The organism is Sphingomonas pollutisoli (genome assembly GCF_029167165.1).
GTDB classification, from domain to species: Bacteria; Pseudomonadota; Alphaproteobacteria; order Sphingomonadales; family Sphingomonadaceae; genus Sphingomonas; species Sphingomonas pollutisoli.
In genome coordinates this window covers 356323-368428 of sequence record NZ_JARFNJ010000004.1, presented here as the reverse complement: position 1 = coordinate 368428, position 12106 = coordinate 356323, and the positions used below count along the sequence as shown (strand labels likewise).

Annotated in this window: 11 protein-coding genes; 1 reads left to right on the top strand and 10 read right to left on the bottom strand. The window is 68.5% G+C overall.

All coding sequences use genetic code 11. From position 1 onward, the window contains the following. Positions 1-38: 38 nt before the first annotated feature. Complete coding sequence (locus PX554_RS11000; RefSeq protein ID WP_093219820.1) at positions 39-215, bottom strand: Flp family type IVb pilin; 177 nt, start codon at positions 213-215, stop codon at positions 39-41. 248 nt (positions 216-463) lie between these two features. Between PX554_RS11000 and PX554_RS10995 the strand changes: the two genes are divergently transcribed. After that, a complete protein-coding gene (locus PX554_RS10995; protein ID WP_256326018.1) occupies positions 464-889 on the top strand; it encodes a (deoxy)nucleoside triphosphate pyrophosphohydrolase in 426 nt (141 codons plus the stop codon). Positions 890-928: 39 nt separating this feature from the next. On the opposite strand, the gene PX554_RS10990 is transcribed toward PX554_RS10995, so the two are convergent. From PX554_RS10990 to PX554_RS10950, 9 genes are all read right to left on the bottom strand, one after another. After that, entirely contained in the window at positions 929-2098 is a 1170-nt protein-coding gene (locus PX554_RS10990) for a pyridoxal phosphate-dependent aminotransferase (protein ID WP_093221684.1), read from the bottom strand. A gap of 156 nt (positions 2099-2254) precedes the next feature. After that, positions 2255-4516 carry a glucans biosynthesis glucosyltransferase MdoH gene (mdoH, locus tag PX554_RS10985; RefSeq protein ID WP_275501667.1) on the bottom strand — a complete coding sequence of 754 codons (2262 nt, stop codon included), beginning with the start codon at positions 4514-4516 and terminating at the stop codon, positions 2255-2257. After that, positions 4513-5625, bottom strand: a complete 1113-nt coding sequence (locus PX554_RS10980) for a polysaccharide biosynthesis/export family protein (protein ID WP_275501666.1) — start codon at positions 5623-5625, stop codon at positions 4513-4515. Before PX554_RS10980 ends, mdoH begins: the two co-directional genes overlap by 4 nt. After that, entirely contained in the window at positions 5622-6800 is a 1179-nt protein-coding gene (locus PX554_RS10975) for a KpsE/RkpR family capsule polysaccharide export protein (protein WP_275501664.1), read from the bottom strand. The genes PX554_RS10980 and PX554_RS10975 overlap by 4 nt, the downstream gene beginning before the upstream one ends. 135 nt (positions 6801-6935) lie before the next feature. Further along, the gene (locus PX554_RS10970) at positions 6936-9395 is read right to left on the bottom strand and encodes a TonB-dependent receptor (RefSeq protein WP_275501661.1); all 2460 of its coding nucleotides are present in this window, start codon (positions 9393-9395) and stop codon (positions 6936-6938) included. After that, positions 9371-10108: a FecR family protein gene (locus PX554_RS10965; protein WP_275501660.1), complete on the bottom strand. Its 738-nt coding sequence runs from the start codon at positions 10106-10108 to the stop codon at positions 9371-9373. The genes PX554_RS10970 and PX554_RS10965 overlap by 25 nt, the downstream gene beginning before the upstream one ends. Positions 10109-10132: 24 nt before the next feature. Further along, positions 10133-10654: an RNA polymerase sigma factor gene (locus tag PX554_RS10960; RefSeq protein WP_093219801.1), complete on the bottom strand. Its 522-nt coding sequence runs from the start codon at positions 10652-10654 to the stop codon at positions 10133-10135. Between the two features lie 75 nt (positions 10655-10729). Continuing rightward, positions 10730-11254 (bottom strand): gamma carbonic anhydrase family protein, encoded by a 525-nt coding sequence (locus tag PX554_RS10955; protein WP_093219798.1) that lies wholly within the window; start codon positions 11252-11254, stop codon positions 10730-10732. A 57-nt stretch (positions 11255-11311) separates the two neighbouring features. Then, positions 11312-12061, bottom strand: coding sequence for an HAD-IIB family hydrolase (locus PX554_RS10950; protein ID WP_093219795.1), 750 nt, complete (start codon positions 12059-12061; stop codon positions 11312-11314). Between the last annotated feature and the right edge of the window lie 45 nt (positions 12062-12106).

Below are 12106 nucleotides of genomic sequence, written 5' to 3'. Positions count from 1 at the left end.
TTGTTCCGCCGCCCGATCTTCTTCCGAAGAGCTTGAGCTTACGCGCCCGTTGTCGTCTTCATATTCGACGAGACGTTCTCGAATGTGTTGGTGAGCTGCGTGCCGATGCCCTTCATGGCGGCAATCGCGGCAACCGCGATCAGGGCGGCGATCAGGCCGTATTCGATGGCGGTCGCGCCCTTGTTGTTCTTGATGAACTTGCGGATGCTCTGCATGTGTCCGGTCTCCAGTGGTTTAGTAGCTTCAGTTACCCGGCCGAACCGGATCTACCGGGCCAGCGAGAGCCGTCTAGGCGACCAGTCTTGATAAAAGTTTAAGCAGGGCCGGGAACTTTTCTGGTGCGGCGGCATTCCTGCCGCTCTGTGTTCTCGGGTTCGCCGTTTCGGCCACTTACACCTTGCTCTCGCCATCGATTTCCCGCTCTGGCGGAACGTTCTTGATATCGCATCGTGAAAGGCGGGGGGTGACAGCAAATAACGGCATCTTGCTCGTCGTCGCGGCGGCTCTGACCGATCCGCACGGACGTATCCTCGTTCAGCGCCGGTCCGCGGGCAGGGCGATGGCGGGGCTGTGGGAGTTTCCCGGCGGCAAGGTCGAATCTGGCGAGGCGCCCGAGGCCGCGCTGGTGCGCGAGCTGGCCGAGGAACTCGGCGTTGCCGTAGCGGCGGCGGATCTCACCGCGCTCGCCTTCGCCACCGCGCCGATTGGCGAACGCACGCTCTTGCTCTTGCTCTATCGGTGCGAGCGCTGGTCGGGTGCGCCGCGGCCGATCGACGCCGATGCGCTCGATTGGCGGCGCCCGGCCGCCTTGCGCGATCTGGCGATGCCGCCCGCCGATCTGCCGCTGGTGGAGGCGCTCGACGCGTTCGAGTCGCGCCGCCTCGGGTGAGGTATCGGGCGCGGTCGTCGCCGACCGCGCCCGGGTGCGTCAGGCTTTGATGATCTTGTCGAGCGCGGACCGGAACTTCGCCATGTCCTCCGCCGAACCGACCGTCACGCGGCTCATCGTGGGATAGGCGTCCCAGGACCGGCCGATCTGCACACCCTGCGCGACGAACGCGGCCTGCATCGCCTTGGGGTCTTTGCCAGCGCCCCAATCGACCATGAACATGTTCGCCTGCGACGGAATGTATTTCAGCCCGCGCTTCTTCAGGTGCGCGAACGTCTCCTCGCGAACCGCGATCATCTCGTTGCGACGCGCGGTGATCTTCTCGGCGAGCGGCAGCACGGCGGTACCGCACGCGACCGCGGTCATCGGCAGCATGTTGGTCACCTGTCCGCCGTCATAACGCATCATCTTCTTGTAGAGATCGGGATGCGCGATGGTGAGGCCGAGCCGCATCCCCGCCATGCCGAACAGCTTGGAGAAGGTCCGCATCACGATCACGTCGTTGCGCGTGCAGGCGAGCTTGGCGGCGCTCTGCGCGCCGGCGAAGTGGATGTACGCCTCGTCGACCAGCACCACCGAATCCTTCGGCTTGTTGGCGAGCAGCCACTCGATGTCCGCGATCGGCGTCAGCGTGCCGGTCGGGTTGTTGGGCGAGCAGATGTAATAGAGGCCGGCGTTGGGATCGGCGGCGAGCATCGCCTTCACGTCGTGGCGGTAATCGGCGGTGAGCGGCACCCGCGTCGGCTTGACGCTGAGCCACGCCGCCGTCCGCCAGCTCTGTTCATACGTCGGGTTCGCCGTCACCAGCCCCTTCTGCGGCGAGCAGAAGGTGATGACCGCGCGGTTGAGCGGGTCGCTCGACCCCGGCCAGGCGAGGATGCACTCGGGCGTGACGCCCTCGACCTGCGCGACCGCGGCGGCGAGCTTGGCATGTTCGTTGTCGGGTTCGTAGCGGTTGCCGACCGAGGCGATCGCGGCGGCCGCCTGCACACCTTCGGGGAAAGGCCCGGTCCAGCACTCGTTCGAGCCGATCCGCACCGCACCGACCAGCGCCTTGGCGGATTGCTGCGCCTGCGCACCGCTGGTGATGAACTGGCTGGCCGTCGCGCCCGCGCCGAGCAGCATCGCGATACGGCCGATCTGCCGGCGCGAATAGCCGCGGTCGTGAAGGTCTTCCCGCGCTTCGCGGTCGAGTAGATCGGTCGTCATCATGCGCTCCCTGTTTTTCCCGAATCGGACGGCCGCGCAGCTCCCGCCACGGCCGAACGACAGACGCTACCTGCGGAGCCAAGCTCCGGGTCCGCGAGTCGAGATCACACCACAGGATGCTGGCGCTGTCCAGACGTTGAGAAAAACATTCTCCCTTCAGGAAATTGAGCGCGCGCCGGAGCGGTGGAGCGCGTCGAAGCTCGCGCGATCGCTGAGCGCAAGGTTCACTTCGGCGCGCTCGAGCCGTTCGGCACGGGCGATCTTCGCCAGCAGCCGCTCCGGCGGGCGTGCCCGCGCGCGCGTCTCGCGCCGGTGGCGGACGTAGAAATCCGGGTCGCGCACCGCCGCCGCCACCGTCTCGCCCGCGCGCGGATCGGGCAGCACCGCCCGGAAGCGCGTCTCGTAGCGCTGAAGCGCCGTCACCACCTGCGGCACGTCGATTTCCTCGGGGATGCTGAACAGCTTGCGCGCCGCGAGCAGCGGAAACGTCCGGCTCGTCACCCGCGCGATCCACACGCTGAAGGTGAAACCGAGCAGGATCGGAGAATACCATAACACCAGGTCGAGCGGCTCGATCAGTCCGCCCGATACCGCCGAGAGCAGCACCTGCTGCGTCCACGGCACGGTCGCCAATTGCCACGCCATCAACGCCAGGCAGGCCGCGCCGAGCACGCTCACCCAGCCGAAATAGCGCACGCAATCGTGCCAGAGCAGCGGCTCGTCGCCGCGTGATTGCGTATCCCAGTTGATGCCCTTTCGCTTCACCCACAGCCATAGGAAGCGGCTGATGAACGCCATCATCAACGGCGAGAAGAAGAACGAGAACAAAGTCTCCAGCGCCACCGACCAGATGAGCTTGTCCTTGCCACCGAACGTTCGCGCGCGTCCGCTCGCGACGTTGACGCCGATCGCGATCAGGCGGGGCAGGAACAGGAAGACGAGCGACGAGATCAGCAGCATCAGCATCGGCATCTCGATCGACCGCAAACTGCCGATCGCCAGCAGCCCATGCTGAAGGAAATTTATCATCCCATAGGCCGAAATCACCAGAAACGCCGCCCACAGCGGCGCTGAAAGATAGCCCATCGATCCGTTGATGAAGGTCTCGCGGTGGATCGAGCGCAGGCCGTTCAGGAACACGAAGCGTAAGTGCTGGAGGTTGCCCTGCATCCAGCGCCGCTCGCGGATCAGGAAGGCGAGGATATTGGCCGGCATCTCCTCGTAACTGCCGTCCATATCCGCGAGGAACCACACTTCATAACCGGCGCGTACGATCATCGCCGATTCGACGATGTCGTGGCTCAGCGGCTTGCCGCCCCACGGCTTGGGCCCGCTCAACTCGGGCAGCAGGCAGTGGCGGACGAAGGGCGCCATGCGGATCATCGCATTGTGGCCGATGTAGCTGGCATTGCCCATGTACATCGCCTGCAACCCGTAGGAGAACACCGAGCCGTAGAGCCGCGCGCCGAATTGCTGCATCCGCCCGAACAGGCTGGTGCGCAGGATCGGCCGCGGATTGGTCTGGAGGATGCCGAGCCTGGGTTTGCCCGCCATCATCCGCAACAGCGCGACGATCGCGTCGCCGTCCATCACGCTGTCGGCGTCCATCACCAGCATGTAGGTATAGTCGCCGCCCCACCGCCGGCAGAAATCGCCGATATTGCCGAGCTTGGCGTTCCGGTTGCTCGGTCGCCAGCGATAGAAGAACCGCCCGTGCGGGAAGCTCTCGCGCAGCGCGTGGATCGCCGCTTCCTCGGCGATCCGGTACGCGGGATCGCGACTGTCGGAGAGCAGGAAGGTATCGAAATGCCCCGCCAGATCGGGATGGCGGCGCGCGATCGACTGCCATGTCGCCGCGATCCCCGCCGCGACGCGGGGCACATCCTCGTGATAGACCGGAAAGACGATCGCGACGCGCGCATCCTCCGGCGGATCGCAGGCGGTGTGCGCCGGGTGCCACGGATTGCCCTTCGCGCCGCGCAGCATGTACCAGGTGCCGAGCATCATCTTGAAGAAATTGGCGGCGAGGAAGAATGTCATCACCCCGTACACCGCCAGATAGAGCTGATGCGTGACCGGCGGCATCTGCTGCGCGCGCAACATGATGTCGGACAGGAACAGGATGCCCGCCGTCATCGCGATCGTCAGCACCAGGCACACGCGCTGGCGATATTCCACCACCCGCTGCCAGCCCGGCTGCTCCACCGCCGGACCGCTCCCGAACGCCGCGCGCACATTGTGCTTCCACGACAGGTCGAGCCGTGGCGCGGCGAGCGATTGCCGGCGCGGCGGCGGTTGGAGCGGCGGGGCTTCGTCGGCGTCGAGCGTCGCGGCCAGCGCGTCCCAGCTCTCCACCCTGCGCCGGCGCGGCGCCTGGATGACGACGTGACGCAGATATTCCTCGAAGGGTGCGATCACTTGAGCACCTGCGCCGGCAGCGTCACCTGGAAGAGCAGCCCGATCACCTTCTGGATCGAGACGATCGGCGCTTCCGAGACATAGACGACGTCGCCATTATCGAGCGGGAAGTCCTGCGCGGCGACGAGCCCCGCGCCGCGCTTCCATGCGAAATCGTACAGCACCGGCTTGGCGCCCTCGCGCCGGCGCAGCACGAACACGGCATGGTCGTTGGCGGTATTGCCGTCGAGCCCGTTCGCCTCGGCGAGCGCCTCGGCAAGCGCGGGCTGCTTGGCGAAGCCGATCACGCCGTTGCGGCGCGTGCCCCCGCCGAGCATCGTCACCTCGACCGACGGCGCCTTGCGCACCACCACGCGGTCGCCGGGCTGGAGTGCGATCCGCTCCTCGAGCGCGGCCGCGACCGGGATTTCGACTGGGGCCGCGCCTTCGCGCAGCACGGCCACCCGCACCGCCGCGCGTGTGGCGGAGAGATCGCCGGCGCCGAGCGTCGCATTGCCGTCGCCGAGCGCCTGCGTCACCGCCTGCGCGAGCGTGACGCCCGCCGCCGACCAGCCGACCGTACGCGGCTGGCCGACCGCACCGGTGACGAGAATGTCGCTGTGCGGCGAGGCGCTTACCTTCACCAGCGCGCTTGGCCGCTGAAGAATTCGCAGCGTGACATAGCGCGCCGCGATCGCCTGCTGCGCCTGCGCGAGCGTCATGCCCGCAAGCGCCAGCCGCCCGGCATAGGGCAGGATCACCGTCCCGTCGTTCGCCAGCGTGAAGCTGCCGAGGTCGATCTGGTTTGGCCCGCCCGCCATACCCGCGCCGCTACCCGGCCAGGGCGAGAAGCTCCACACGCTTACCGCCGCGACGTCGCCCGGCGCGAAGCGGAATTCGGGCGCCAGCGCCGCCCCGCGCAGCCGCGCGAGCGCGTTGGCAAGCGCCGTGTCGCGCTCCAGCGCGGTGCGCTCGCGCGCCGCCGCGGCGAGTTCCGGCGTCACCGCGACGACGTCGACTTCGGGCGCCTTGCGCATCGTCCCTGCCGAGGGACCGCCGCCGGGCAGCGCCGAACAGGCCGATAGCGCGAGCAGCGACGCGACGGTGGCGGTCCGCAACCGCGCGCTCATCGGATCAGCCCCCACAGCAGCAGGGTCGCGAGCAGCACGCCGCCGATCCACATCAGCCGCTCCGGCCCCTCCGGCGTCTGCGGCTCGGACGGGCTGCTGATGACGTTGAGATAATAGCGGTTCTTCTCCGCCGCCGCCTGCGCCTCCTGAAGCGCGAGGTTGGCTTGCCCGAGCAGCGTGATATTGTTGTCGCGGCTGACGAGCAGCTTCTCGTAGCGCGACGAACTGCGCGCCATCGCCGGGAAGCTCTTCGCGGTGGTGGCGATATCCTGCCGTACCGATCGCGTCGCGCTCGCGAGATTCTCGACCTGCGGGTTGTTGGGCGTTGCCGCCGAAAGCGCCTGGCCTTGCGATTTCAGCTCGGTCGCCTTCATCGTCAGGCTGTTCATCAGCGCGAGATTGGAGAGGTAGAGTTCCTTGGGGTCATAGGTGCCGGTCTGGTTGCGGAACTGCGCCAGCGCGGCCAGATCGCTGCGCAACGCCGCCTCGATCGCCGCCTTGCGCGCCACCGCGCTCTTGAGGAAATCGCCCTGCTGCTGCGCGTTCATCGCGTCCATGTGCGCGATCGCGGCGGCGAGCAGCACCTTGGTCAGCCGGGTCGCATAGGCCGCGTCCCATGCGCTGACGTTGAGCGCGACGATCCCGCTCTTCTGGTCGATCTTCACATCGACCTGCTTCTGGAAATAGCGCCATAGCGCCACGTCGTTGGTGCGGAAGCCCGTCGCCACCCCGCCGAACCGGCCGATCGGATCGCCCTTGCCGAAATTCTCGGCGAGGGCGAGCGGCGTCTCGACCTTGCGGAACGCGTCCCACGAGGCGAAATATTCCTTGAGGATATACCCGCCCTGTTCCGAACTGTCGCCAGATGCGCCGGACAGGAGCGAGGACAGGCTTGGCCCGTTTTGCTTGGGATTGAGCACCATCAGCGCGGCGGTCGATGTATAGACCGGCGCCGCGATCACCCCGAAATACAACACGGACGCCACGTTTGGCACGACCACCGCCGCGAGGAACAGCGGACGCCGTAGCAACCGCCCGAACCACGAAGGCTGGGCGGCGGGCGCGGGGTCGGGAGTCTTGGCCTCGGGCGCTGCGCGTGGCGGGAGCGGGAAGGGCGTCGTCTCGGCGGGCCGGCTATCCTCGCGGAGCCGTTTCGCCTCGGCATAGAATGTCATTGGGATACTCCTGTATTCCTCCCATGACGGACCCGTGCGGCGGAACCCTTGGTCGATCGTCAATTTTCGAAAGGCGGCGTCGAAGCCCCGTGCCCGCACGCGGCCTCCCGCGCACCGGACACGGATGCAAGTGCGTCAGAACGAAAGGTCGAAGCCCAGCCGCACCGTCCTCGGCCGCAGCGGCGTGATCTGCGACCGTCCGGTCGCGAACGGGGTGCCGAGCGCGAAGCGGTTGCCGATCGCGTCGCCGATGTTGGTGACGCCGAGCGTCACCCCCATCGCCGAGGTGCCGATACGCAGCGTCGCCGCGCTGTCGGCATAGTCGCCTTGTTCCGCCCCCAGCACGGGCCCGACGCCGATCCGCGACTGGCCGACATAGCGCCCCCAGCCGCCCAGATGCAGCATGAGGTCGTCGTGCAGACGATGCTGCCAGTCGATTCCGAGCCGCGCCGTCACCCGCGCGACATTGGGGATACGGTCGATCCCGCCCGGTCCGATCCACCCGCTCACCAGCGTGGCGTTCGGGCCGCCGGTCGTGCTGGTCAGCCCCGGCGTCAGCAGCGCGATCAGCGCGCGATACGACGCGCTCGGTTCCGTCACGCGGCCGTCATTGAACGCGACCGAGGCGTCGAGCCGAAGCCCCGGCACCGGCCGCCAGCCGAGCGTCGCCGCCACCGACCAGATCCGCCCGTTGCCGATATTGTCGGTCGACGGGAGCCCGGAATTATCGAGAAAGTCCGCCTGAATATCTCGCCAGTCGGTATGCGATACCGCCAGCGCGAGGTCGAACGGGCTGCGGCCGGCCACACCGTAGCGCACCCCCGCCTCCGCCGTCATCACCCGGTCGCCGCGGAACCGGCGCACGAAGCCGCTGTCGATGGCAAGCCCGCCGGGCCGGAAGCCCTCCTGATATTTCGCGTAGAGCGCGACATCGGGCAGCGGCGTGGCCAGCAGCGCGAGCGAGGGCAGGACGCGGGTCGCGTCGCGCGCGCTGACGATCCGCGCGCGTTCGGCCGCCTCGACCAGCGTGAGCGCGACCGGCGCATCGGTCGCCGATCCCGCGAGCCGCGTCCGTGAGATTCGTCCGCCCGCGGTCGCGGTAAGCCACGGCGTCAGCCGATAGCTCGCCTCGCCGTACAGCGTCATCTCGGAAACGCGGTTGTCGACCCCGGTCAGCGGCGCGCGCGGGTTGCCGGCCGGGGTGTTGAACGCGCGGTCGAGTCGCGTCTCGTTATGCAGATAGCTCGCGCCGATCACCCAGCCGAAGCGGTCGTGCAGCGGCTGCCAGACCCGCGCCTCGCCGGTGACGAGATTCGTGGTGTTGCGCTGGACGAACACGCGCGGGTCACCGCCTGGGGGCGTGGCATCATACCGCTCGGTCAGCCGCTGGCCGATCACCGCGCCGGTCGCGCGGAAGCGGAGCGCGCCGCTCTCCTTGGCGATCACCGCCTGCCCGAGCCGGTACGAGGTGTCGAACCCCTCGGCCACCGGACTGTTGCGCACCAGCCGCGCGCCGCCGGCATCGGCATATTGGCTGTCGTCGCCGTGCGTGTCCTGAACGATGCCGCCGAGGTCGGTCGTCCAGCCGCCGCCGAGATCGATCCGCAGCGTCGCGCGGCCGCCCGCGATGTTGGTCCGGTTGATGTCGTCGCGGTGGCGCAGCGGATTGTCGATATAGCCGCCATCGCTCACGCCATAGCCGACCAGCCGCAGCGCCGCGCGCTCGCCGGCGATCGGCAGGTTGAGCGCCCCGGCGAGATCGCCGCTCGGCGCGCCATGCTCGGTGAGCGATACCCCGGTCAGGATCGAACCGCCGGTCGCGCCGAGCACCGGCGCGTTCGGCACCGTGCGGATGATCCCGCCGAGCGAACCGGCGCCGTACAGCGTCCCCTGCGGCCCCTCCAGCACTTCGACCGACTGGATATCGTACAGCCGAAGATCGGGATCGGGCGCGTTGTAGCTCAGCCGCGCGTCGCCGAGATATTGCCCCACCGTCGCCTGGGTCGGGCCGGTGAAGCTCGAATCGGCGATGCCGCGGATGAACAGCTTGTTGCGCCCCGCGCCGAGATAAGTCGAGGACACCGTCGCCAGCCGCGACAGCACCGCGTCGGTACCGCCCGCGCCGCCGAACGTGAGATCGGCGCCGTCGACCACGGATACCGCGCCGGCATAATCGCGCAGCCGCAGGTCGCGCTTGGAGGCGACGACGATGACCGTGCGCTCGGTGGCCTCGGCCGGCGGGGACGCGCGCGGGGGCAGGGGGCGGGGCTTCGGCTTGGGCCGCGCCGCGACCCGCACCCGCCAGACGCCGGGCACGACCTCGACCGCCTCGGCACCGGTATCGCGCAGCAGCCGCCGCAGCGCCGACGCGACCGGAACGCTGGCGCGCAGCGCGGGCACATGACGTTGCCACAGGCTCGCGTCATCGACGCTCACGCTTACGCTCGCCTGCCGCCCAAGCGCAGCGAGTGCATCGGCGAGCCGCCCCGCAGGCAGATCGAGCACGGGGGCGCGCGCCGCCAGCGCGGGCGACGCGGAGGTGAGCGCGAGCGCGGCGAGACCGGCCCGGATCAAGGCGATGCGAGCAACCGCCATTTCGCCCCTTCGCGCTTCGCGCGCACCCCGATCAGCGCCGCCAGCCGTGGGAACACCGCCCGCGCGCCGCCTTCGAGCTGGACGACGCCGCGCACCGGTCGCGTCTCGATCGCGCCGTCGACGCTCACCGTCACACCAAGCGTCCGCGCGAGGTCGGTCGCGACTTCGGACAATTCGGTGCCGTCATATTGAAGCTGCCCCTGCGACCAGCCCCCGACCGCGCCTTGGGCGACGTTCGCCAGTCGCACGTCGTTCGATCCGTCACGCGCGCGCAGGCTCCGGCCGGCGGTGACGCGCACCGCCACGCCGCCGCGCCGCCAGTCGATCTCACCTTCCGAAACCGCGACCCGGGTCGTGTCGCTCTCGCGCACGATATCGAAGCGCGTGCCGATATCGACGACCCACGCGGTGCCGACGCGCACGCTGAAGGGCCGCGCGGCATCGTGCTTCACCGTGAACAACGCCTCGCCGCGTCCTAGCGACAGCGCGCGCGCATCGCGCCCGCCGACGATCAGCCGTGTGCCACCGTTGAGCTTCACCTCGCTGCCATCGGCGAGCGCGGTCTCGGCTTCGTGATAGGCGTCGGCGTGCGCCGGAGCCGCGCCGAGCCAGTCGCTGAACGCCTCCCAGTCGGCGAACGCGGGGTCGCTGACGCGCACCGCCCAGGCGATGGCCGCTTCGGATATCGGATCGGGATCGGGTGCGCTGGTCATCGTCTCACCCTTATGACGGAGTCGTCATGCCGGACCCTTATCCAGCGTCGCACGAAATTCGATCAGTGCGCGCGTCGCCCGGCGCAAGTCGCTTTCGACCGTGCTGAGGCTCACCCCGAGTTCCTCGGCGATCACACGCTGCGGCACGCCCTCGACCCGGTGGCGGACCAGCACCCGCTCGGCGCGCGGCCCCAACGGCGCGAGCGCGGCGCGCGCCGCCTCGAGCGTTTCGCGCCCGATCAGCATCCGCTCGCTGCCCGGATCGTCCGATCGGCCGACGATCGTCGGCCCGACCGCCTCGCTCCAACTCCGTTCGCGTGCGGTCGCCTGCCGCTGCGACCGGTAGCGGTCGAGCATCAGGTTGTTGGCGGCGCGGTATAGATAGGCGAGCGGTTGGCCGACCGGCCCGGCCGGCGCGTCGCGCACGCGCAGCCACAGATCCTGCAAAAGATCCTCCGCCGCGTCGCCGGCGCCATGCGCGCGCAGGAAGCCGAGCAGCAGTGCGCGGTTCGCCAGAAAGACGGCTTCTAGGCCCGCCGCGTTCATCCCAATCCCACATCATCCGCCGCGATCGGCCCGGCGCAGATACGCGGCACTGCGCCGCGCAGCAACCCGCCTCGCTCAGTCGATCCGCACCAGCGCGCCCGCGAACCGCCGCGCCTTTTCGACATAGCTCGCCGCCGATGCGCCGATCCCCGCGATCTGCTCTTCGTTCAACGCGCGCACCGCCCGCGCGGGGCTGCCGACGATCAGGCTAAGCGGCGGGAAGCTCTTGCCCTCGGTAACGAGCGCGCCGGCCCCGACGAGCGATCCGGCGCCGATCACCGCGTGGTTGAGGACGCGCGCGCCCATGCCGATCAGCACGCCATCCTCGATCGTGCAGCCATGCAGGATCGCGTGATGGCCGATCGTGCAGTCTGCCCCCACCGTCAACGGCGCGCCAGGATCGGAGTGGAGCATCGCCCCCTCCTGCACGTTGCTCCGCGCGCCGATGTCGATGGTGGTGTTGTCGGCCCGGATCACCGCCCCGAACCAGACGCTCACCTGTTCGCCGAGCCGAACGTCGCCGATCACCTCCGCGCTAGGCGCGATCCACACACCTTCGCCGAGCTTGGGCTGCTGCCCCTCGAAGGCGTAAAGCGGCATCGGCGTTCCTCCAGAGCCAACGTCGCCCCGGCGTCGGCCAGGGCGACGGTCAAAGCGTCAGGCCTTCAGGCAGGCGATCACCGCCGTGATCGCCACCGACGTGTCGGCAACATCACGCACCTTGATCGAATCGATCCCCGCCGCGCGGACGGGGTCGTCGTTGCCGCCGGGATAGATCGCATCGCCCATGAACAGGATGTTCTCGAACGCGATGCCGGCATTGTCGCACAGCCGGCGCATGCCATAGGCCTTGTCGATGCCCTTGCGGGTGATATCGACCGAGGTCGCGCCGCCAATGTTGATCGAATGGTCGGGGATCATCGTGCGCAGAATCGCCTGCAACTGGCGGCGCTTCTCCTGCTTGGGATCCCAATGTTCCTTGGCCTCGAGCGGCGCCTGCTGGCCGAGCGCCGAGAGCGTGATCTGGCTGCCGCGATCCTCGATCCGCTCGCCCCAGGTCTGCTCGCCGCCGAACCCGGCCTGATCCCACGCCTTGTTGAGCGCGTCGAGCACCTGGTCGCGCTCCTCGGGGGTGAAGGCGTCGTTATAAATCGTGTTCCAGACACCGTCCTGGAACCGGAACAGCTTGGTGCCCGTCGTCGGCATGATGAACAGCCGTTCGAGCTTGGCGTCCGGCTGCATCCGCCCGACCACCTGCTTCTCGAACTGCGGCCAGTCGCCGCCGGAAATAACCGCGACCTGCGCCACGTCGAGCAGATTCTTGAGCAGTACGGACATTTCCTCGCCGATCGGCTGCTTGCTCTCGGCGAGCGTCCCGTCGAGATCGAAGGCAATCATGGTCTTCATCGTGTACCCCCCAGCGGCGAAAAGAACCTATCCGTAAAAAGGGCG